Source organism: Hahella ganghwensis DSM 17046 (assembly GCF_000376785.1).
Taxonomy (GTDB): Bacteria; Pseudomonadota; Gammaproteobacteria; order Pseudomonadales; family Oleiphilaceae; genus Hahella; species Hahella ganghwensis.
Map to the genome: position 1 here is coordinate 1 of NZ_AQXX01000089.1, position 22,741 is coordinate 22,741.

Sequence of the window (22,741 nt, forward strand, 5' to 3'; positions counted from 1 at the left end):
AATGTCGACGAAGCGCATGTTAGGACGAACGACAGCCTCACAAATGGCTTCTGCATCGGCAACATCGCTCTTATTAGTCTTCACATAGGGTTTGACATATTGGGGAGGCATCAGACGAACATCATGACCTAAGGAACGTAATTCTCTCGCCCAATAATGAGCACTTCCGCAGGCTTCCATGCCAATCAAACAAGGCTCTAGATTGCGAAAGAATGATTTAAGATTATGGCGACGAATAGCCTTATTCAGAAGGCAATTACCATCTCGATCAGAGGCATGGATCTGAAAAATATTCTTGGCCAAATCAATACCAATAACGGATATACTTTTCATAATATCTCCCTCCAGCTCACTGATTCCAGTGTAAAAAACCGAAGAGTAAATCTATCTCATTTTAGAGAAACCGTGCGTGCGCATATACACTTTCTTGGGGTTCTCGTTATCACAAAAAGCCAGACCCCAAGTTATTGAATCGAAGCACTTTTCAGAACACCATCATCGGAAAACCGAGCCATTCGATACGACAAAGCGTGCGAGTATCTTGACTCCTTAGCGACATACTTTTTTTATACAGAAAAATATCACAAGGAGTGTGAGTATATGGCCAGCCCTTTTTTAGAATCTATTCGCAGAGAAATCCGTCTTAGGGAATACAGTATCCGGACCGAGAAGAGCAATTTTTTCTGGATTCGGCGCTATATCTATTTTATTGAGAAACGCCATCCGAAAGACGTTGGGGCTGCTGAAGTCAAAGCATTCTTATCCATGTTGGCTGTTGCCAGCAGGCCGCCGTCAACACTCAGAAAGTCGCTTTGAATGCACTGATATTTCTATATAACAAGGTGTTGACGCAACCTTTGGGAGAGCTTGGTTTTTCGTTGGCAAGAAAACAGCGCTCTCTACCAACTGTACTAACACCGAAGGAAGTCGCTAGTATTATCAGTCAGCTTGAAGGGCGAAATAGGCTGATTATTGAGATCCTTTACGGTAGTGGGTTGCGCGTAACGGAATGCCTTAGATTGCGTGTTATTGTTTTGGCAAAGACCGCAATTAAATGTAGCATTTAAATAACAGAAAGACACATTAATACTCAGCGACCGAAGGCAAGAGTTGAAGGGTTATTTCATGGCGTGGAACGGGCATTTCAGAATAACGACCACCTGTAGTGGTCGTCAGTTGGCTGCGTTCTGTAAACTGATCACAGCAGTTCTATCGCATGATACTCCGAATCACAGTGCTTCGCACTCTTATCACAGGTTTCTAGCACCAGATAGAGCTGCTTCGGCAGGTAAGGCAGCATGTTCCCGACATATACTTCCGGATGATTCGGAAACGGATCTCCGATGATTCCACACGACATATAGAGATCCATGGTAAAGTGACAAGAAAGATCTTCTGTATTTCTACTGCACTCACTACCATCCACACCGCAGATATCGTCCCAGATCCTTATAGAATCATGGCCGTATCGATCATGGCTGAGTCTCAGTGTTGCATAATGCTCTCGATCTCTTGAATGGGTATGCCATTCCACATCGAACCGACCACCGTGAATCGCCGGAGAGATATCCTTCACCACATCCTGATCATACAGGTCGTACCAATGACCATAACTATCCTCCATACTGAAGCTCTTAATGCTGATTCGATCATCAGTATCTTTCACTGTTACCTTGCAACCGGCAAGAAACAGCACAAGGCATACAACGGCGCAATATTTCATCTTCATCGTCCTCCATATGAAGAATCATACGGCACTCAAATTAATGCAGGCTGAACAAAGGCTCAGCGGCCGGACCGGCTTGCTCGAATAGAAACAGATAGCCGTGACCACCCCTTTTTCAGGAATTTCCCGCCTGGATTCAAAACCATAAATGGCAAAATAGAGTTCATCCCACAGGACCTGAAGACGACCGGCTTTGGCCACTTCGGAATTGGCGCGATCTTCATTTGCTTGATGCCTGATACCCCTGATGGTTTTTAAACAAATAAAGTCCCTATACAGCAAATAAAATCCCCATACCAAACGTACAGAACAACGAGAAAGCTATAATGAGCATTAACAGGATGACAATGAACAGAACATAGCGTCGCTTCCAGTCAGGCCAACGAATGAGCCTGCCGCAGTCGGCTGATATAAGCTTCGGTCGTATATGCTTCTGAAAGACAGCCAGAATCACTGCATGGAGAGAACTCTAATGACGCTTAATGACAAACAAGAGGCAATGTGCGAACAAAGTCGCTGGGACTTTTCTGACCTTTCGGCGCTGTTTCTTAACTGCACCCTGAAAAGGAGTCCGGAAAGATCCCACACTCAAGGCCTGATCGACATTTCGAAAGCCATCATGGAGAAAAACGGTGTAAAGGTCGAGGTGGTCAGGCCAGTAGATTATCGGTTGGCCTATGGTGTCTACCCCGACATGACCAAATACGGTTGGACACAGGATCAGTGGCCGGAGCTTTACCAGAAAGTCAAAGCAGCCAATATATTGGTCATAGGCTCTCCAATCTGGCTGGGAGAAAAATCCTCGGTGTGCACACTGACCATTGAGCGTTTGTATTCAAATTCCGGTGAGCTGAATGATAACGGTCAATATGCGTACTATGGGGGTGTCGGTGGCTGCTTGATCACCGGCAATGAGGACGGCGCCAAGCACTGCTCCATGAATATCCTTTATTCATTGCAGCATCTTGGATATGCCATACCTCCGCAGGCAGACGCTGCCTGGCTTGGAGAGGCTGGTCCTGGCCCTTCCTATCTGGATGAAGGTTCTGGTGGCCCTGAGAACGACTTCACTAATCGCAATACCACATTTATGACCTGGAATCTCCTGCATTTGGCGAGAATGATAAAGGATGCCGGAGGAATCCCAGCTCATGGCAACCAACGCTCCCAATGGGATGCGGGTTGCCGTTTTGATTACCCCAATCCAGATTACCGCTAAATAGCAGACTGGCCAATAAAGCCGACACATACAGTGTCGGCTTTAAAGTCTTGACGATCCTATCTCAGTTCATCTTCACTTTCAGGGGCGGGCAATGAGCACAGCTGCGTCCAATCACCAGGAGATCCATTGCAATCCCCTGCTCTGAACTGACTTCCATACAACCCGCCCCAAGCAATGCTGCTGATGCTGACGTATCGGTTAGCACGGAAGTTAAGCAGAATTCCGGCGCGTTCCGGCACAGAGTTATATTCTTCGTCATCATGAGTGGTAACATCCGTGGCTAACGTCAGGCCGTTGCCTTCCATCAAAGATGTGAGCGTATTGTCTGGCCCTAGAGTGAATGCCTGAGTGGCCAGGTTGTAATCCAAGCCATCTTCATACCCGTAAGACACCCAGAAATTGAGAGCCGAACGCTTGGTTAGCCCTTCGATCTCTAGATTCGTATCCCCCTCGTGACTTAACACATAAGGCTCCCCCAATCTTTTATCTGTCCCGCTCATTACCTGAATAAAAGTTTTCTTATCTGCATAGGGATCATCACCATCCCATATCGTCCAGGCGACAATATATCGATGGTTGGAAAGCGTTAAAATCTTGGGTTCGTGGTCTGTCTCGGCTTTGAAGCCAATATTGAACTCTCTATCTCTCTTTGGCTGACCATATTCATCAAAGCGTCGACCAAATACCCTCTCAGCTTTTCGCTCGCTTCGCTCAAACATGACCACAAACTCTCCATTATCGAAAGCTGTAATCCGCACGTCGTCTTTAAATCGATTGGTATATCCATAGGAGTATTCAGTGTCTACCCTAATCGTTTCCCCGATTTGCTGCAGGCTCGGACTAAAGATTCTGGCGTAAATATTGGACTCCCCAGGGGAGCTGTCGGGCAAGTCGTCGTCAATCATATCCATTAATACTTCTGTCCAGGCTACCACGATATTGCCGTTTGCCAACTTGGCTGCCCACACATCAGAATGCGAGTAAACATATTCTCCAATATTGTCCGTTAGTTTGACTGTTTCCCCAAGCATCACACCGTTACTGTCATATACTTGGCCAAAGCCTCCGGTACTCCCCCTGCCTATTTTGTTATATATAATGACAAACTGATCATCTTCCAGCGAAAAGATCTGGCTTGGTCGTAAATCCTCGCTCTGCTGATTGGTTTGGATACTTCTATATTGTTTACCGAGATCATCGACAATCCAGCCCTCAGCCCCCCGCCAACTATGCCAGGCAACTGCATAGTTTCCATCCTCCGAGAGCTTTCCCGCGGCAAAAGTGTCTGACCTGGTGGAATCTGAGAATTCAAACGATCGGCGTGAGTTAGTGAGTGAATTGCCAGCAAGCTGAGCCCTGCCGTATAGACTATTTCCTTGAGCATGATTTTGCTTTCCTTGTTGAGTTGTTATCAAAAAATCATAGCAAACACCTTTATGAATCAGTACAGCCATATGGAATAGGCCAGTAATATTTAATGTTATTAGTTTTTCATTTAACAAGATCTCATCGGTCGCCAACAATCCAAGCCGACAGGGTTTTAACTAGAAGTGTTTCCTAAACCAATCAGAAAAACCGCACGAAAGGAAACACGGTAGGAAACAAAGACAGGCGACAACCCCATTCCTCTCGATATTACAGAGCGCTGCTACACTGTAATCATGACTGATTTCTATTTTCGGGAGTCATGAAAAATGCAGGTGATGTATTAATGCTTTTGATATCACTTTCCAAAGACAAGTTTTATCACAAAAAGCTCGCTTTACTTTTGCGGATCATCTTATGCCTGAGCATTGCCCAAACAGTGCGTGCGGAAGCCGATACAGGTAATCATCCAAATGTGCGCGCAAGAATAGGTCTAGAGAAGATAGTAAACCTCGCGAACGGTGAATGGCCCCCCTATCATTCCCAGAGCCTTGAGCATTTTGGCATTGCTTCCCAGATCATTACAGAGGCCTTTCTCCTTGAAGGAATTCAGGTTAAATACCATTTTCTTCCATGGAAACGGGGGATGGTGATGGCCAAAGACGGCAAACTCGATGGCACAGCTGTGTGGCGACACAAAAGAGACTTTGAAAAGAACTTCTTCTTCAGTGATACCATCATTAAAAGTCAGGCTGTATTTTTTCATCTCAAGTCTTTTGATTTTGATTGGGATAGATTTACAGAACTGAAATCATTGAATATCGGCGGCACCATCGGCTATGGATACAACGATGACTACACCAAAGCCGAAAAGTCTCAGCAATATCACATCAGTCGATCCAACTCTGACGAAGTGAATTTTAAAATGTTGCTGGCTGGCTACATCGATGTGTTCCCCATCACGACTGAAGTGGGTTATTTCATCCTGAAAAAACACTTTAGCAGTGCCGAACGGCAATTAATAACTCATCACCCCAAAAGCCTTACACCTGAAAATGAACGCTCCTTGCACCTCTTGCTTACCAAAGCAAATACGGAAAACCTGGAGGTATTGAAACGATTTAATCGGGGGCTTGCCAAGTTGAAGCAACAGGACAGAGTCAATCAGATTATTCGTGAGTTCATGAAGGACTCTCAGCTATAGATCAGCCTGATGCTTCAATGTCTTCCTGTAGCTTCTCGAGCTCATCAAGAATACGAATAAATTTCGTTCCAAAAGGAGTCACGCGGTATTCCACCCGAGGTGGCACCTCGTTGTAACTGACCCGCTCAAGAATGCCAAACTGAGTGTTCTTGCGAAGACACTCATTGAGCACTTTCGTCGTCAACCCCTCAACATTACGAACCATTTCCCCCGGACGATTAATACCATTCGAAAGCAACTGAAACACTGTCAGTGACCATTTGCAGCCATAGATCGTCTCGACCATACGAGCGCTTCGTTCAGGCGGAGACTTGCGAGAATATTTTTTTTCCTGTGTTTTCATCAATGTATACCAAAAAGTACCTACATAACCATTTTGTGCTTACTTTTCAATAAGCTACAGGGTTATTTATGCTTCGTCCATAGCTGACAAGCAATCCAGTAACCAGCCAAATATTTCGATAGCCGGTCCAGCTAATAACCAAACCTGTCAATCATTGAACCAATTGATAATCCAAGAAGGTAATCACATGACAAATTCTACACAACCTAAAGCACTCATCGTGGGCGGTTCCAGCGGCATGGGGCTGGAGTCCGCCCGGCAGCTTTTGGCGCGAGGCATAGAGACGACCATCGTTGGAAGTTCCGCCGAAAAACTCGATTCAGCCAAAAAAGCCTTAGCCTCTGAAGGCAGTGTCAGTGTGCTCCAGGCCAATCTCTATGAGGCAGAAGACGTTCAGCGCCTGGTGGATTCTATTGAAAACCAGGGATGGATAAAATACCTGGTCAATGCTGCCGGGAAATTCAAGCCGACCAGTTTTCTTGACCACTCAGCGCAGGACTATGACACTTATCTAAACCTCAATCGAGCCACTTTTTTTATCTCACAAGCTGTTGCCAAAAACATGGCCGCCAATGGCGGCGGGTCAATCGTGCACATTGGTTCCATGTGGGCTAAACAGGCCATTAAAGCCACTCCGTCTTCAGCCTACTCAATGGCCAAGGCTGGCTTGCATTCCCTGACTCAACATATGGCTATGGAACTGGCTGATCACAACATCCGGGTCAATGCTGTTTCTCCTGCTGTGGTCAAAACACCGATCTATGAAGCCTTCATTGATCCGGCAGATCTGGACGAGACGCTGACGACATTTGATGGATTTCATCCTGCAGGGCGTATTGGAACACCCCTGGATGTAGCGAATACGATTATGTTTCTCCTCAGCGATGAATCTTCCTGGGTAACTGGTGCGGTATGGGATGTGGATGGCGGTGTTATGGCCGGTAGAAATTAGTATTTTGGTAGGTTAATACAGTGGCACAAGGAAGTGCCTAGACGTATGCTCCCATTACTTCGAACCAAGGAAATGTGTAAAGCCCCCTCCCAAGGCCACTAATAATTCACGTTATAGCAGTCTAAATTCTACATAGACCCAAGGTCATAGTATCTAAACCCAACTTCATAGTGAGTACGGGTGATTTTCAGTCAAGGAATATTGCTGAACAATGTTATGTGATTGAACACCAATACTTTTTCACCGCCGGGTAAGCAGTTTCTCCCTCGTTGGTGTTCATTCTTCATGGGGTGATTTCTCAATAGTAGAGCCCCCTCACCTCCCAAATACAATCTCATGGAAAGGGGATTTAGAATGAAACTGTATACAAGAAATATAATGCTTGGCGCTTTGGCGGGAGTTCTCTCTGCCGGCGCAGTTCATGCTGACTCAAATGATCCGGAAGCTATCAGCAGCTCAAGAAGTGTACTCCACAAAATTGTGGGTGGAGAAGAAGCCGCCCCTGGCGAATTCCCATTTATGGTCTCCCTGCAATATAAGGGGTTTGGACACTTCTGTGGCGCATCTCTGATTGATGATTACTACGCACTGACAGCGTCGCACTGTACTGAAGGCGAATCTGCGCAGCAGCTGGAAGTCATTATCGGTATGCATAACCAAAACGATACCAGCAGCACCCAGTCAATCCAGGTTGCTGAAATCATCAATCATCCCAGTTATGACATTGCCCTGCTGAAGTTGGCGGATAAAGCTGATGATCAATACACCCGAATTTCTCTCGGTAACGAAAATGATGTCTATGACGGCATGTCCACTACCGTAATTGGCTGGGGAAATCTGCAAGAAGGCGGAAGCGGATCCGACACCCTGCAGAAAGTTGACGTCCCGGTGGTGTCACTTGAAGAATGCCGTTCTGCGTATGGCAATTCAGTTCATGAGAACAATATCTGCGCCGGTTTACAGGAAGGTGGTAAAGACTCCTGTCAGGGCGATTCTGGCGGACCATTGTTCTTTAACCAGGCCGGTGAGTTCAGACAGTTAGGTGTTGTCAGTTGGGGGGAGGTTGTGCCAGACCCGGTAAGTACGGGGTGTATACCTCTGTGCCGGGCTTTATCGACTGGATTACATCTTATACCGGTAATGATGACGGGGGAGCCGATGGAGGTGATGACGGCGGTGATGATAATGGCAAAGCCACTCCCCTGACCAACGGTAGCCCGGCAACCGGTTTAAGTGGTGAGTCTGGCAGCATGAATTACTTTGTGCTGGATGTACCTGCCGGAGCCTCAGGGCTGTCTTTCGAGATTTCCGGTGGTACAGGTGATGCCGACATGTATGTAAAAGCCGGCGGCGAACCCACTGAGTCGGATTTTGATTGTCGACCCTATAAGAACGGAAACAATGAAAGCTGTGCCGATATGGAAATTGTTCCAGGAAAGTATTACGTCATGTTGCACGGATACCGCAGCTACAGTGACGTATCTCTCACCGGATCTTACACTGGAGGAGACGGTGATGATGGTGATGACGGCAAAAACGGCAATGGTACGGAAACGGATCTTTCTGCCTCTATGGGAGAGTGGCTCCACTTCAGTGACCGTATCCCGGAAGGTGTCAAGACGCTGACAATCACTATATCCAGCGAAAGCCGTGGTGATGCAGACTTGTATGTCCGTCAGGGCAGCCAGCCTACTGAGAGCGAATTCGAATGCCGTCCCTATCAAAACGGCAGCAACGAGTCCTGCACTATTGAAAGTCCAACAGCCGGCGAATGGTTCATGAGCCTGAAAGGCTACAGTGACTTCAGAGATGTTACCCTGGAGTGGATTTCAGAATAATTATCCCAGCGTTTACAATCAGCGGGCAGCAGGGCCATGGGTTTCCTGCTGCCCGTTATTATTTTGGAAGCTCTGATACGGGGTGATATCCACCGACGGCAGCAGAATCTATCATCTCGTCGAATCGACCAGACTCTTTCAGCTTCACCAGACCTTGGTTGAAGGCTTTCAAGATACTATTCGCCTTCGGCGACTTTCGAGACACGATCATATAGTAAGAGGTTTCCCGAAAAGGTCTTGTAGTGGTAATGAGATTGATTTGCTGCGACGGAAAGTTTCTATGGAGTACTTCGTAACCCACCTCAAGCTCAATTGGAAAAAGATCAAGACGGTCTGCCAGAATCAACTTCAGATTCTGCGCATCTGAACGTACACGTGAGATATTCAGTTTGCCGCTTTTTTCCAGTTTTGATAGCTCGGGACCGTAATAATACCCAATCGTGCCACCGATTCTGTATCCCTTCAGGTCCTCAAGCGCTTCCCACTCAAAAACCTTATCTCTCCGATGAAAAAATACCGACCTCAACTTGATGACAGGCTCACTATATAGAAACCGGGTTTCCCTCTCTCTGCTGAAAGTCCAGACAATGCTGGCGTCCCAAATACCGTCTTCGGCAAATTCCAACGATCGCACCCATGGAAAGAATCCGTATTCAACCTGGAAATTTTCCAGTTTCAACGCTTCGGGCACGATGTGAGAGGCGACGCCGAAATGATTGTAATGTTGCGACAAATAGGGTGGCCACTCCCCGTTTGTAATACGAACTGTATCAGCCTGACCTGACAGGGATACAACCAAAAGAAAAAGTGCCAGAGCAATCAATCTTCGCATATCGACCTACTACAAAATTAAAAAGGCGTTCGGCTTTATACGTTGAATACCATTAATAGTGGATCATAAATGAGAAAATATCGCCTATATGCAAAAACAATCTATAGAGAGACATACCTCATATTGACTAACCTAACAAACGGAACTATTTTTTATTCAGGATAGGCATTAAGCAATGCAATCATGAAAGAAGTTTTCACTACAACGGAAGTCGCCAACCTCTGCGGAGTGAGCTTTCGGACAGTTATACGCTGGATTGAGCGAGGCGAATTAGGCGCCTATAAACTGCCTGGTCGTGGTGACCACCGAATACCACGGGCCGATCTGGCAAAATTCATGGATCAGCACCAAATCCCCTTTCCTGACGACTGGCAGGCCCTGCCCCGACGAATTCTTATCGCCGAAGATGAGCCAAATATGGCCAGAGCCATTGAACGGGTTCTTCGTAAATCCGACTACGAAACAGTTGTAGCAAACGACGGCTTTCTGGCCGGATCGCTGCTTCATACTTTCAAACCCGGGCTATTAACGCTGGATATCCGGATGCCGGGGATTGACGGGCTGGGCGTACTCCGGTTCCTGCAAAATCAAACATTCCCGTTCTCCACCAAAATACTGGTGGTTTCAGGAGAAACGGATGACCGTCTCCAGGAAGCTCTGGCGCTTGGAGCGCATGGCGCCCTGGCAAAGCCTTTCAGTAATGAGAAGCTTTTGTCTGAAGTTAAACGGTTACTCGGATAACTCCATCGACTTCTGGACACTGGGTTTTATGCCTTCTGTTGTATTCGCAAACTAAAATGCCACCCATGGGCCAGCATATGCTGGTCTATACTGAATATATCTACCTGAGATCAAAGGATTGATTTCATTGAAAGGAGGCCGGTAGTCAGTCTCAGGCGCTTTGAGGTTGTTTATCAATGAAACGCCCTTCGATGATACGAGCAAAGATATTCCTGCTGTGCGCTTTCAGTGTCTGGAGCGTTATTTTCATCGCCACCGCCGCTGCTGAATCTATTGATCTGACTCTACGCAATAGTACTAACAACAAGCTTCTGGTGGCCATTGATGCCTGGCCACCATTCCGTATTCTCGAAGAAGATGAATACCGGGGAATTGACTTCGAACTCTGGACACGTCTGGCCGATGAACTTGGGCTTACCCTGGAGTTTGTCCGTTGTCCCTGGGTGCGCTGCCTAAAAATGATGGAGAACGGCGACGTTGATGCCATGAGCGGGTTGGCTTTACGAGAAGACCGGGCCGTCTATATGGAGTATCTACCACCGGCGTATTACCAGTGTTCCACCGTGTTCTATGTAAAAAAGGGACAAGGCCATCGCATTCACCGCTACCGTGATCTCTATCAGCTTAACGTCGGAATTGTCGCAGGCTCTGCCTATTTCCAGCCATTCGACAAAGACCCTAACATTTCAAAGGTCAGCGTCAGTACTGAGAAGCAACTCATTCAAATGCTCGGCAAAGAAAGGATACCCGCTATTATCGGCACAGACTGCCAGGCTGATTATGAGATTGCCCAATCGCCTTTCAAAGGTTTCTTCGAGAAAGCAGAATACCGGCCTGGCAATAGCGTCAATCTGTACTTCGCCATTTCAAAGAAATCAAAGTTTCGCGAGAAACGGGAGGATTTTACACGGGCCCTGGAAAGTTTATTGAGGACCGGTGCAGTTGAAGATATTCAACAAGTCTACCTGCATTAACATTGTAGGCGTGTAAACTTTGTCGAAGCTTGAATCTTGTCTAGGCTTAGTAAGTAACATTTGTGTGTAAAGACGGTGTGAAAAGAAGGTTCGATCAAAAGATACGATCTGCACCGCCTTCCTGGGGGCTCTGGAGATGGGCTCCTGTTCCAGGAGTGATGAAGGTATTCAATGATGGAATAATCCATCGGGATTTTGACCCTATGAAGTCTTGAGATCAGTATTTGATGAAAGACTTTCCGGAGCCATGGGTATGAAGTTACAGTTCCTAATTGTCTTTTTTTCTTGCCTGATTGTCTTCCCCGCATACGGGGAAGAGCACGATCCTACCTTTGATTCGCGGGATCTACCGGATCTCCCATCCAGGCATATGACCATTGCCTTTGCTGAGAATTACCCACCTTTTAGCTGGTCTGAAGGCAAACATGAGGTCAAAGGCATATTGAAAGACATTCTTCATGAAGTGCTTGAGGACCGTTTGGGGCTATCCGTGAGTTATGACACTTACCCCTGGGCCAGAGGGCAGCAGCTGGTCAGAGAAGGTCTGGTTGATGCTTTTTTTACTATTCCAAACAGCGATAGACTCACCTATACAGAGGTCAGCCTTTGGCCATTATTTGCCTCTGATTATTATATGTATACAGGGAAAAATAACCCCAACATTCCGGTTCTGAAAGAAATCACAACATTGGCGGAGCTCAAAACACACTCATACCTGACTCACTCTTATATCCTGGGTGGAGGATGGCATGGCGAAAACTTGGGAGATGTGGAAAACAAATGGATTGAACAGGACTCTAAAAAGATTCTCAAGCTGCTCGAATTTAACAGGGCTGACGTCTACATTGAGCAACGACCGCTTATGCATTACCAGATGAAAATCTTAGGCTACAAAGACGAAATTCTGGAAATGCCAGCCCAATTGGATACCACCAAATGGCATCTGTGTATCAGTAAAAAATCCCCTTACACAATCATACTGCCAATGCTGAACGACCTTCTGGGTACTTTGGCAACAAGTGGCGAGTTGAGGAAGATTAATCAAAAGATTTTTGATCGTTACAGGTAGTATTGTATTTTCTGTTACAAAAACGGAGTACGAGGTCTTTTATCGCTCACACGCTTGATGACACTCCCACGCACTCCATGGACAAACGAAGAACTCACATTGGCCTTCTAAGCTATTTAGTCCACTTATCCACTATCTCCTGAACTTTTCCATTACTTTGCAGTTTTCAATAGCGCTTTTCATTTTGGCTATAAAGTCTTCTCGGTAGGGATATTTCGCGTTATTCCCATTCGAGAAAGCCAAGTAAGCAACTTCTTCGTTGATGGTTGCGGCAGGGACGATTGAAAGATCCTTCAATGCGTTATCAGATCGGTTATTTTCCAGGGTCCAGAGTACTGATACCTTATCGTTTGGGTGTCCATCTATACGGCCTGCCGCCATTTTTTTCAGGTTTGATACGATATCAGGAGCCTGACTCATAGAGAATAAAGACTGCTGCTCTTCTGACAAAGTTGCATACCCGCTTTGTAACCCCACCCGCATTCCTTTGAAATCATCAGGCCATTTGCCCAGCGGCTTTTTGTCAGCCGTGGCTTTAGTGACGAACATGGTCACCGTTTCCGTTAGCAGCGGTATTGAATAATCCATCCACGGTCGGTCTTCAGGCCTGTAATAAGGCGGAAAAAGAGCAAACGCCTCGGCGCTCTCCATCAGCGCCAAACCACGTTTCCAGGGTAAAGGCTTTAAGGTGATCTGGTAGGACGGAGTTAACTTCGCCGCTTCCATGATAATATCGACATAAATACCCTTGGGCTTGCCATTTTCTGCATAGCTATAAGGAGGATAGGCTTCCTCCATCAAAAGCGTCACTGACTGAGCATTGGCAACTCCTGACAACCCGGCTAGCAGAACTGCAACGAAGATAAAGATTTTCATATGGATCCCCTGAAGATTCATCTGAGATTTCGATCTCCAGCATCATGCAAGGACAAACTCCCACAGAGCGTGAACTCACAAGACAACCTCTACCGAATGTCTGGCTGGTGATGCCTATTCACTTACGGGAAAATGATTGGTATGGATTTCAATTTGGTGGCTCTTAAAGATTAATGGGGATTTCCTTATCTCGACACACTCAGAAGCCGGAATGAAGTTAACTGCAGCCGACTACAATATTTTAAGCTATCTCTTGAAGACAAATAAGATGTCTCACGAGCAAGCTATCCAGTGGGCCTGTTCACAGTATTCGGATGAAGGCATAGATCCTTTCATTGAGAAACTATCGTTAGCATCCGATGTCGCAGAAATATTGGGACTCATCAGCGACGCATTTCATGTCTACGGGGAACCCGATCAAAAGTTTCTGGCAGGCGAAGCTGCTAATGACTACTTTGACGGCAATCTAGCTTTGTATAAGGCCATTAGCCGCCTACTTTTTGATCTGGCTTTAGCGAGGGAGGAGCTTCAACCGTTATACATAGCCGAAGACCTCTTCGAATGGCATGATGATGCAGAGAGCGAAGCCAAAAAACACGCACTGCCTCTATTCAACAGATATCGAGCTGAATATCTATATTCTGTCGGGAAATTCAGAGTCTAAAAGGCACGGTCATATCAAGCTCATGAATAACCTGCCCCAAAACCTTTACAGCCAGCTGTTTCTGCCTCTCTGAGCCTAAAGGATTGGAAAACGGTGTATAGGTGATACCTCCGGTCCTACCCTCAGGCTGGGCACCACCAACATCAGTCACGATACCTTCGCTATTAACAGTAATATCTGGCGTCAAATAAATTTTTGCACCGCTCTTTCTGACCAGAGCTTCCATTAAATTACTATCCACGCGAATTAAGAACTTTGGGCAAAGCATTAAACACTCGATTGTCTCAGAGAAGCCTATATCCATGCCTCGATCACAACCATTTCCTGGGTGTCCGGGATCTCCGTTCCCTTGTATGACGCCAACAAAACGGAGGTCACACATAACTACCTTGTTAGCTTACACCTATAGTTACCGGCTCAACCTAATTGATTCCGCCCCCTTACAATCTTCATTTCCCTCGTCATAGTCATAAACCTTAACTTTTTGGTTTGCTAAATAGGCTGCAAGAGCTATTGAAAATGCTCGGTCGTATACTTTTTCAGAACCAGCAGCACTTAGAGGAAATCTAATTTGCTTATTTGCACATAGCCCTTCCCCACCAGACACATGGATATAGAAAAGTTCAGCATTACCAGCAGTATTCGATATTTCAATAATATCTGCGTCTTTAACTAACCAATCAGCCTGAGCAGAAACTGATACAAATAACAAACTCAGAATTATTTTCTTCATAAAAAACTCCTCAAATTATTCATTATGCTAATGCCGTTGTATGTTGCAGTTTTGGAGGTACCGGTTTTAACTATCAAACACCAAAAAGAGCAATAGAGAAACACAAACAAAAATCTACTTTGATTTAATCATTATCTACTAATCTACTGGCCTAAACGCCTACGTTATGGGCTGGCCAATGTATGGGTCTTAGAATCCGGCTAACGGTAGCTCAGATGCAACGGCTGTCGTAACATATTTCTATCCCGCCCAACTTCCCTCTTTTCAGGAAGTGAATTTATATTTTCCTATGTCGTTACCTGCATTCCGTATTTCGTCAATCAGACTATCGCTTCCATCAGCCCTCTGCTCCTTCCATTGATCAAAAAACACCAAATCTTCCAAGGGCAAACGCTTGCGCCATCCCGCTTTCTCAAGGTCGGGGGTGGCATTAAAGTGGGAGACTTTGCCAACGCAGAGATAAGCAATAGGAACAATGTCCTCAGGAATATTCAGAATCTCGTGCAAAGCCTGTTCTTTGATGATGCTGACCCACCCCACTCCCAAGCCTTCTGCTCTTGCGGCGAGCCAGAGATTCTGCACGGCGCAGACGGTGCTGTAGAGATCCACGGTTTTGATATGGGTGCGACCCAAGACGACGGGGCCGGATCTGGAACGGTCACAGGTGACGCAGATGTTCAGGGGGGCATCCAGAATACCTTCGAGCTTTAATGACCGGTAGTTTTCCTGTTTTTCTTTGGCGAACATCTTCGCCGCTTCCTCATTGGCTTCGAGAAAGGATTGAAAGATACGCTCTCTGATGGTGTTTGACCGGATAACGATAAAATTCCACGGCTGCATGAAGCCGACGGAGGGCGCATGATGAGCAGCTTGTAAAATTCGGGCTACTTTGTCGTCAGGAATGTCGTTTGGTAGGAACTGGCCGCGAACATCCCGTCGGTTGAAAATAGTCTTGTATAAACTTTCCCGGTCCCTGTCTGTGAATTCAACGTCCTTTATCGAGGTCCTGGAATGGGGTTTCACGTTATTTCCTCTTCAAGAAATAGGAGGTTACGGCCTGTTCAATACGTTTGCAGGAGGCGGTATCTGCCGGATTGACCAATCCGGTTCTAAGGAGGCTGTATTTGCCGTTGACATTGATCACCCGCACCAGAATGCCTCGCTCCGCCAGGAACGACTGCGCTTCTCGGGCAAGATCTGTCTTGATCAGATAGCTGGAGAACAATCCCTGATGAGTGCTCTGCAGAGGGTTCAGAACCTCCATCATGCCCCGGAAAAGCGTTTCGGTGTAGGTCGCAGAAGTCTGTATACGATAGCGAGCCTTACGATGCCAGAGATGATTGGCGAAAGCATCGATGGCGATGGATTGTGCCGGGCCATTTACATTCCAGACACCGGCAACTTGCTGTACCCGGTTGCGAATGGTCGGGTTACCGAACATAAACCCCAGCCTGATGCCGGCAAGCCCAAAAAACTTACCGAATGATCTGAGGACCACCATATTGCCCGTAAAGTGATGCGTGAGGACACTTTCGTCTGGGGTCAGATCCATAAAGGCTTCGTCAACGATCAAATAGCAACCTTCATCCAAACGATCCGCCCACTCCCGGAGTTTTTCCGGCGGAAATCTCATACCTGTCGGATTATTCGGATTGATGACCAGCAGGTGGCAGCACCTGTTTTTTTGCAGATACCGGTCGATAAAATCGGAGGCTTCTTCTTGGTCGAAGGATGGATAACTGATGATTTCAGCCCCTGACTTTGACCATTGCAATGCATGTTCCTGGTAGCCAATTCTGGGTACCAGCAGGGGAAAGGATGTCAGACAGCCAGGCAATGACTGAATTGCGGTCTGAGTACCGGAGATCGGCAGCAACTGAGCGTTTCCGTAATAGCCGGACGCCCTTTCCAGTAACAGAGGCGACAGATAAGGCAAGCGCTGGAATGCAATAGGGTCTGGATCTGCGACCGGATAAGGATCGGGATTGATACCGGTTGAAAGATCGATCCAGTAATCCAACGGAATACCGTAATGGCGACTGGCAGAATAGAGGTCACCGCCGTGGATGACGGAACTCTCATCACAAAGCTTAGATGTTTCATCACGAGCAACGGCACTCTCGCCAGAGTTAAAAGAGCTTTCGCCTATATCGGAACCGGCATAAGTCATTGAGGGATAGAGATGGATGTCCTGATTCATATCCAAAGCCCATAACAGAATAATAATCCTCCCCAGAGCAACAGGGAGCGGTTGACCAGCCCGCAGGCTTGTTTGATGGTGTCTGCATTCGCCGGACTGCCGAACTCTGGCCCTAACGAGGGGCGATCCTGCCACTGGCCATGGTATATTGCCCCGCCTCCCAGGCTGACATTGAGCGCTCCGGCACCGGAAGCCATCACAGGACCTGCGTTAGGACTTTTCCAGGTATTGGCCTGCAGTCGCCAGCAATGAAAGGCGCAGAGTGTTTTGCCGCTTACAGCGTAAGTGAAAGCTGTCAGCCGTGCCGGGATCAGGTTGAGCAGATCATCAAATCGTGCGGCGGCCCAGCCAAACTTGATAAACCGGGTATTTCTATACCCCCACATGGCGTCCAATGTATTGCTTAAACGATACATCACCACCCCGGGAATCCCGCCGACAATAAACCAGAACAAGGCAGAAAAAATAGCGTCTGCGCCATTTTCAAGTACCGATTCGGTCGCAGCCACGGCGATGCCCTGCTCATTCAGTCCGTCTGTATCACGACTGACAATCATTGATACAGCGTAACGAGCCTGATCCATATCGCCAATCTTCAGCGGTTCTGACACAGCACGGGCATGACTCAGCAGGCTCTGCCATCCAATGGCCAGATAAAGTACGACACCGGCTGACAGTGCATAAGGGTAGTTAACTGAAGATGGTTCGCTATCGAGAGACCACTGTGACTCAAACCACCAGGCCAGAAAAGTGAATGGGGCTATCGCCAATGCCAGTGCGATCACTCCGGCGATGTAGCCTTCACAACGAGGCTTCAATATCTTCTCAAGCCAATCCGCCAACTTGCCGAAACCGACTAACGGGTGCCACCGCCTGGGTTCGGCAAATACGCGATCCAGAATAAGTGCCACCATCACCGACAGGAACAAGGTCATGGAGTTTCCCGTCCCTCATCAATGTCCAACAGGAGATTCTGTAGTGCTTTCGCGTGATCTTCCGCGTCTCGCCACATCCCCCGCTGCGTAGCTTCCAGTAGTCGTTCAGCCATCTCTTCCAGTGCTGATGGACTGTGCGCCTGCAGAAATTCACGATTGTCCTGATCCAGCACCAGAGTATCGGCAACCTGGGCGTACTGGTAGTCGTCAATCAGATCCGTTGTAGCGTCGTAGGCGAAGAGATAGTCGATGGTCGCCGACATTTCAAACGCCCCCTTGTAGCCGTGCTCCCGCATGGCAGACAACCATTTGGGGTTTAACACCCGGCTACGAATCACTCGGTTGAGCTCTTCTTTCAGGGTGCGGATTTTGGGCGCCGCCGGGTTGGAGTGATCTCCGTGGTATATCGCTGGCATTGTGCCCCGAAAAACGTTCACCGCGTTGGACATGCCCCCCTGGAACTGATAGTAATCGTCCGAGTCCAGCACATCGTGTTCACGGTTGTCCTGGTTTTGGACCACCACTTCGAGTTGGGATAACCGATGCTGAAATTCTTCTCTGACCTGGATACCATCCCCATGGATCTGGCCATAGGCATAGCCACCCCAATTCACGTAGGCTTCAGCGAGATCGCCTTTATTCTCCCAGCATCGCTCATCGATCAGCCCCTGCAGTCCTGCCCCATAGGCACCGGGTTTACTGCCGAAAACACGAAAACTGGCTTGCCGGTGCGCATCTTCGGCACTCATTCCCTGCTCTATGAGCACCTGTTGGCGTTCTTGGATATGTTGCAGTATAAAATTTTCATCGCCCGGCTCTTCCAACTTGGCAATGGCCTGAACCGCTGCGTCGTATAAGCGAATCACATTGGGAAAAGCATCTCTGAAGAAGCCGGAAACGCGCAAAGTCACATCGACTCTTGGCCGCTTAAGCAACATGGTAGGCACGATTTCAAAGTCAACCACCCGATGAGATCCTTGCGCCCAGATAGGCTTTAGCCCCATCAAGGCGAATGCCTGAGCAATATCGTCACCACCGGTCCTCATTGTCGCCGTTCCCCAGACTGACAGACCCAGTTCTTTTGGGTAATCGCCGTGTTCCTGCAAATGGCGTTCAATCAAGGCTTGAGCAGAACGTTCGCCAATCGCCCAGGCAGTCGGCGAAGGTATGGCGCGGGAATCGACCGAATAGAAATTTCGACCGGTCGGTAGTGTATCCAGTCGCCCGCGAGTGGGAGCTCCACTGGGACCAGGCGGGACAAATCGGCCGCTCAACCCGTTCATTAAAGAGTCAATTTCCAGCGAAGCGCTCTGGTGCAAGGCAAATACAATTCGTTCTCTGGTGTATTCCAGCAATGCGAAGGTGGCAGGGAACTCGTGCCTGATCTGGCTTGTATCCTCGGAATCAAGTACATGTTTCCGCATCCACTGACTCGCAAGCAGCTCCAGGCGCTCACGGGTATCAGACTCGGTACGCCATGGTTGGTCTGATAATTGATCTAATATCGAGGGCTTGGGACCGGTCCAGATTGTGCTACCGGCCGCGAGAGGATCAAAAATGTCTTCGTTCTGATAAAGTTCCAGGTCAATGGCAATATTGTGCAATATCCCCCGGCTTTCTGGCGTGTCTCCGCGAGGAAGTCGCAATAAGGCTACGAGCGTATCACAAAGCTTTTCGTCGTCAGGCAACTCCCCAAGAATGTGAAGTCCATGTCGGATCTGGGCTTCCTTGATGTCACACAAGTAAGTATCGAGCTCATTCAGAAGCGTTTCATCATCGGAAGCGACCATTTCTTCCGTCATTCCCAACTCATGAATCACGCCTGTTGATCGGACCAGTTCCAGAATGGTTTCACGCAGCCAGTTTTCCCGGCGTTTATCCAGACCGCTGGCCTGATAGAATTCATCGACCAGTCCTTCAAGCTCCGCTAGCTCACCATAGGTTTCCGCGCGCGTCATCGGTGGCATCAGATGATCGATAATCACTGCCTGGGCACGGCGCTTGGCTTGAGCGCCTTCGCCGGGATCATTGACGATAAACGGATAGAAATGCGGCATTGGCCCCAGAGCAATATCCGGCCAGCAACAGGAGGATAGCGCGGTTCCCTTTCCGGGCAGCCACTCCAGATTCCCGTGCTTGCCTACATGCACAATCGCATCCACCTGATAGCAAAAACGCAGCCAGAAATAGAACGCCAGATAGCTGTGAGGAGGAATCAGATCAGGGTCATGGTAATTGGCCGCCAGATCCCGATCGAAACCTCGCGCCGGTTGAATTCCGATAAAGGTCTCCCCTAACCGGATACCCGACAGCATCAACCTGCCCTGCCGGTATTTTGGATCCTGTTCCGGGCCACCCCATTGGTCGATGACTGCCTGCTGGCAGGATGCGGGCAACTGGGAAAAGTATTTTTGGTAATCCTCCAGCGCCAGGCTTTGCCAGCAAGGTAGAAAATGCAGCGTGTTGGGATTATTGGTCACGGATGTGAGCAAGGCTTGAATCAGTTCTGTGCCCGTTGCGGGAATCTCTCCGGCAGAACCTACTGGATAACCCGCATCCTTAAATGCCCGCAGAATATTGACCACCGATGCCGGAGTATCCAGGCCGACTCCATTGCCAATACGACCGTCTTTAGTGGGATAGTTAGCCAGTATCAGGGCGATGCGTTTTTCCTCATTGGATTTAGACGCCAACTGACAATAGCGTCTGGCCAACTCACTGACGAATGCCGCCCGTTCCTGATGCAGTGCGTAACGGACAACGGACGCCTGACAACGATCGCTATAATAGTTCTCTGCTTTAAAGCTGACGGCCCGCGTGATGATTCTACCGTCCATTTCCGGCAGTACCACATGCATGGCTATGTCCCGGCTACGCAGCCCTTGGGTATATTGCTCCCAATCTTCTTCTGCTGTGCTCGACAGGATCAATTGCATCACCGGCAGAGACTCGTCAAAGGGCGAATCAAATTCTGTCGGTTGCGAGGAAAGATCCGAACTGGCAACCCGGTTGATGGCAAACCCGGTGGTGTTCAGGACCAATTTGGCCTGGGTTTCAGCGATCAGTACGTTCAGTTGCTTCAGGGTATCCGCATCTTTTAACGACGCCACTGATACCGGCAAAGGATTCAATCCCTGATTTTCAGTTTGCTCGATCAGTTCATCGAACATCTGAGTGTCAGCGCTTTGCAGGTGGCTGCGGTAGAACAGAAGGAGAACAATGGTCCCCAGGGGCTCGTTATTGTTGAGAAAACTGCCACCGACGACTGTCCTACCACGATCTCGCTGTAGATCCTGCCATCTCTGCTCCCACCAATGTTGCCCTTCCGCCAGTGAGAAAGAACGTGATGGCTGTCGGCCACTCTTAGGAACGTAGATCAAGCAATTGGGCAATGGCCTTGGTTCAAGCCAGGACACCGGGAGATCGAAATAGGTTGCGGCTATAAAATTAAATAACTGACGAGCGTTATGAACCCCGCTTTCACGCAGATAACGCCAAACCCTGCAGGATTCGCTGGCAGCAACTGTTGACGCCTCTGTTAACGCCTCGTCAGGAGCATCGTCGCCGGGGACGACAATCAACCGGCGACAACACGTTTCCCCATTCCCGGACCACTCCCGGAGCCTTTCGAAGCCATATTCCCAGTATCCCTGCCCGCCAAGAAGAGAAAGAACAATGACCCTCGCCCGGTCCAGCACCTTGTCCTGATATAGGTCGAACGCTGCCGGCTTCATCAGATGGGTCCAGTTGGCCAGACGTATGGTCGGATAATCGTCTGGCAGATTTTCCGCCGCATGAGCCAGAGCCGACAGGCTGCTGTCAGCAGCCGACAGAATCACAATATCTGCCGGCGACTGATTCAGATCGATGATACCTTCGTCATCGACAAATCCGCCGGGTCTGGCCGCAAATAGATGCATCAGCTGACGGTTTCCAGCTCTGCCCGCTTTAATGCATCGGTCAGCCCCGCGGTATCCAGCTCTTTGCCAATTACGACCAAACGGGTGTGGCGGGGCTCTCCCTCACGCCACAACCGGTCAAAATGGACGTCGAGACGTTCGCCGACGGCCTGCATCACCTGCCGCATGGGTTTGCCCGGTACCGCGGCAAAGCCCTTGGCCCGATAAATAGCATGCTCTTTCAACAGATTCTGCAATTGACTCCGCAGTTTGTCTGCATCGACCTCCCCCAGAGTGATCACGCAGGAATCAAAGTGATCGTGAGCGTGCTCATGGTGTTCGCCGTGTTCGTGGTGGTGGTCATGATGATTATGAACATCATTGATCCGGGATTCGCTTTCCGCCTCGATGCCCAACAGCATCTCCAGCGGTAATTGATCGTTGATGAAATCACCGTGACTGATGTATACCGTTTTCACCGACGCCGGCACTTTTCTCGACACGATGCCTCTTACCAACTCGCGCTCATTTTCACTGAGCAGATCGTTTTTACCCACCAATACCATATCAGCCGCACTCAACTGGTCGTCCAGCAGCTCCTGCAAGGTGGGATCATGGTCCAGGTTTTCATCAGCCAGCCTTTGCGCCTGAACTTTTTCCTCATCATTGGCGAAGCGACCCGCGGCCACGGCCGGACCGTCGATCAGGGTAATGACCGCATCGACCGTACAATGCTGCTTAATGTCAGGCCAGTTGAAGGCTTGTACCAAAGGCTTGGGCAGTGCCAGTCCGCTGGTTTCAATCAGGATGTGGTCGATATCCTCCCGACGCGCGACCAGTTGCTGCATGACGGGAAGAAACTCTTCCTCCACAGTGCAACAGATACAGCCGTTGGCCAGTTCGTATATCCCATTGCCAGCCCCTGACTCATTTGGTCCGGTGGCGCCTGCTCCCTCTTCTTCACAATCCAACGGGCAGCTGCGCAGAAGATCCGCGTCAATATCCAATTCTCCGAATTCATTGACGATGACGGCAATTCGTTTACCGGCCGCCTGCTTTAAGATATTGGACAACAGCGTGGTTTTTCCGCTGCCGAGAAATCCAGTCACAATGGTCGCGGGGATTTTATTCAGTTGCATAGTCATTCCTGTCCGATCGAAGTTGTCTT

Annotated in this window: 23 protein-coding genes; 10 read left to right on the top strand and 13 right to left on the bottom strand. The window is 48.5% G+C overall.

Annotated features, from left to right (window positions below):
• A partial coding sequence (locus tag F566_RS0106830; RefSeq protein ID WP_020406243.1) for an IS110 family transposase occupies positions 1 to 333 on the bottom strand: 333 nt, incomplete at its 3' end.
• Between the two features lie 267 nt (positions 334 to 600).
• Between F566_RS0106830 and F566_RS37620 the strand changes: the two genes are divergently transcribed.
• A complete protein-coding gene (locus tag F566_RS37620) occupies positions 601 to 816 on the top strand; it encodes a phage integrase N-terminal SAM-like domain-containing protein (RefSeq protein ID WP_051085276.1) in 216 nt (71 codons plus the stop codon).
• A 382-nt stretch (positions 817 to 1,198) separates the two neighbouring features.
• Here the strand turns inward: F566_RS37620 and F566_RS0106840 are convergent, their stop codons facing one another.
• Complete coding sequence (locus F566_RS0106840; RefSeq protein ID WP_020406245.1) at positions 1,199 to 1,729, bottom strand: hypothetical protein; 531 nt, start codon at positions 1,727 to 1,729, stop codon at positions 1,199 to 1,201.
• Positions 1,730 to 2,198: 469 nt separating this feature from the next.
• Between F566_RS0106840 and F566_RS0106850 the strand changes: the two genes are divergently transcribed.
• Positions 2,199 to 2,945: a flavodoxin family protein gene (locus F566_RS0106850; RefSeq protein ID WP_020406247.1), complete on the top strand. Its 747-nt coding sequence runs from the start codon at positions 2,199 to 2,201 to the stop codon at positions 2,943 to 2,945.
• 59 nt (positions 2,946 to 3,004) lie between these two features.
• On the opposite strand, the gene F566_RS0106855 is transcribed toward F566_RS0106850, so the two are convergent.
• Complete coding sequence (locus F566_RS0106855) at positions 3,005 to 4,402, bottom strand: hypothetical protein (RefSeq protein WP_020406248.1); 1,398 nt, start codon at positions 4,400 to 4,402, stop codon at positions 3,005 to 3,007.
• 257 nt (positions 4,403 to 4,659) lie between these two features.
• Here F566_RS0106855 and F566_RS0106860 point away from each other — a divergent pair, with 257 nt between their 5' ends.
• The gene (locus tag F566_RS0106860) at positions 4,660 to 5,517 is read left to right on the top strand and encodes a substrate-binding periplasmic protein (protein WP_020406249.1); all 858 of its coding nucleotides are present in this window, start codon (positions 4,660 to 4,662) and stop codon (positions 5,515 to 5,517) included.
• A 1-nt stretch (position 5,518) separates the two neighbouring features.
• Here the strand turns inward: F566_RS0106860 and F566_RS0106865 are convergent, their stop codons facing one another.
• Entirely contained in the window at positions 5,519 to 5,860 is a 342-nt protein-coding gene (locus F566_RS0106865; RefSeq protein WP_020406250.1) for a winged helix-turn-helix transcriptional regulator, read from the bottom strand.
• A 187-nt stretch (positions 5,861 to 6,047) separates the two neighbouring features.
• Between F566_RS0106865 and F566_RS0106870 the strand changes: the two genes are divergently transcribed.
• The 3 genes from F566_RS0106870 to F566_RS37635 all read left to right on the top strand — a co-directional run bounded on the left by F566_RS0106870 (position 6,048) and on the right by F566_RS37635 (position 8,650).
• Entirely contained in the window at positions 6,048 to 6,812 is a 765-nt protein-coding gene (locus F566_RS0106870) for an SDR family NAD(P)-dependent oxidoreductase (protein WP_020406251.1), read from the top strand.
• 354 nt (positions 6,813 to 7,166) lie between these two features.
• Positions 7,167 to 8,018, top strand: a complete 852-nt coding sequence (locus F566_RS37630) for a serine protease (RefSeq protein WP_051085277.1) — start codon at positions 7,167 to 7,169, stop codon at positions 8,016 to 8,018.
• Positions 7,913 to 8,650, top strand: coding sequence for a PPC domain-containing protein (locus F566_RS37635; RefSeq protein WP_245555171.1), 738 nt, complete (start codon positions 7,913 to 7,915; stop codon positions 8,648 to 8,650). Before F566_RS37630 ends, F566_RS37635 begins: the two co-directional genes overlap by 106 nt.
• Positions 8,651 to 8,708: 58 nt before the next feature.
• On the opposite strand, the gene F566_RS0106880 is transcribed toward F566_RS37635, so the two are convergent.
• Positions 8,709 to 9,482, bottom strand: coding sequence for a substrate-binding periplasmic protein (locus tag F566_RS0106880; RefSeq protein ID WP_020406253.1), 774 nt, complete (start codon positions 9,480 to 9,482; stop codon positions 8,709 to 8,711).
• A 183-nt stretch (positions 9,483 to 9,665) separates the two neighbouring features.
• Here F566_RS0106880 and F566_RS0106885 point away from each other — a divergent pair, with 183 nt between their 5' ends.
• The 3 genes from F566_RS0106885 (at position 9,666) to F566_RS0106895 (ending at position 12,266) form a co-directional block, all read left to right on the top strand.
• On the top strand, positions 9,666 to 10,223 hold the full coding sequence (locus F566_RS0106885; RefSeq protein ID WP_020406254.1) for a response regulator: 558 nt from the start codon (positions 9,666 to 9,668) through the stop codon (positions 10,221 to 10,223).
• Positions 10,224 to 10,399: 176 nt separating this feature from the next.
• Entirely contained in the window at positions 10,400 to 11,197 is a 798-nt protein-coding gene (locus F566_RS0106890; protein WP_245555173.1) for a substrate-binding periplasmic protein, read from the top strand.
• A gap of 253 nt (positions 11,198 to 11,450) precedes the next feature.
• Positions 11,451 to 12,266, top strand: coding sequence for a substrate-binding periplasmic protein (locus F566_RS0106895; protein ID WP_020406256.1), 816 nt, complete (start codon positions 11,451 to 11,453; stop codon positions 12,264 to 12,266).
• A 132-nt stretch (positions 12,267 to 12,398) separates the two neighbouring features.
• Here the strand turns inward: F566_RS0106895 and F566_RS34795 are convergent, their stop codons facing one another.
• Positions 12,399 to 13,142, bottom strand: coding sequence for a substrate-binding periplasmic protein (locus F566_RS34795; protein ID WP_020406257.1), 744 nt, complete (start codon positions 13,140 to 13,142; stop codon positions 12,399 to 12,401).
• A 211-nt stretch (positions 13,143 to 13,353) separates the two neighbouring features.
• Between F566_RS34795 and F566_RS0106905 the strand changes: the two genes are divergently transcribed.
• Positions 13,354 to 13,806: a hypothetical protein gene (locus F566_RS0106905; protein ID WP_020406258.1), complete on the top strand. Its 453-nt coding sequence runs from the start codon at positions 13,354 to 13,356 to the stop codon at positions 13,804 to 13,806.
• Here F566_RS0106905 and F566_RS0106910 read toward each other — a convergent pair.
• From F566_RS0106910 to cobW, 7 genes are all read right to left on the bottom strand, one after another.
• Entirely contained in the window at positions 13,796 to 14,032 is a 237-nt protein-coding gene (locus tag F566_RS0106910) for a hypothetical protein (protein WP_026179823.1), read from the bottom strand. The two genes, F566_RS0106905 and F566_RS0106910, sit on opposite strands and share 11 nt — an antisense overlap.
• Before the next feature lie 183 nt (positions 14,033 to 14,215).
• Positions 14,216 to 14,539, bottom strand: coding sequence for a DUF5992 family protein (locus tag F566_RS0106915; RefSeq protein WP_020406260.1), 324 nt, complete (start codon positions 14,537 to 14,539; stop codon positions 14,216 to 14,218).
• Positions 14,540 to 14,803: 264 nt separating this feature from the next.
• Entirely contained in the window at positions 14,804 to 15,562 is a 759-nt protein-coding gene (bluB, locus tag F566_RS0106920) for a 5,6-dimethylbenzimidazole synthase (RefSeq protein ID WP_020406261.1), read from the bottom strand.
• Between the two features lies 1 nt (position 15,563).
• Positions 15,564 to 16,739: an aminotransferase class I/II-fold pyridoxal phosphate-dependent enzyme gene (locus F566_RS32175; RefSeq protein WP_020406262.1), complete on the bottom strand. Its 1,176-nt coding sequence runs from the start codon at positions 16,737 to 16,739 to the stop codon at positions 15,564 to 15,566.
• Positions 16,736 to 17,674, bottom strand: a complete 939-nt coding sequence (cbiB, locus tag F566_RS0106930; protein ID WP_020406263.1) for an adenosylcobinamide-phosphate synthase CbiB — start codon at positions 17,672 to 17,674, stop codon at positions 16,736 to 16,738. The genes F566_RS32175 and cbiB overlap by 4 nt, the downstream gene beginning before the upstream one ends.
• Positions 17,671 to 21,594 carry a cobaltochelatase subunit CobN gene (gene cobN / locus F566_RS0106935; protein ID WP_020406264.1) on the bottom strand — a complete coding sequence of 1,308 codons (3,924 nt, stop codon included), beginning with the start codon at positions 21,592 to 21,594 and terminating at the stop codon, positions 17,671 to 17,673. The genes cbiB and cobN overlap by 4 nt, the downstream gene beginning before the upstream one ends.
• The gene (gene cobW / locus F566_RS0106940; protein ID WP_020406265.1) at positions 21,594 to 22,712 is read right to left on the bottom strand and encodes a cobalamin biosynthesis protein CobW; all 1,119 of its coding nucleotides are present in this window, start codon (positions 22,710 to 22,712) and stop codon (positions 21,594 to 21,596) included. Before cobW ends, cobN begins: the two co-directional genes overlap by 1 nt.
• Positions 22,713 to 22,741: the final 29 nt, after the last annotated feature.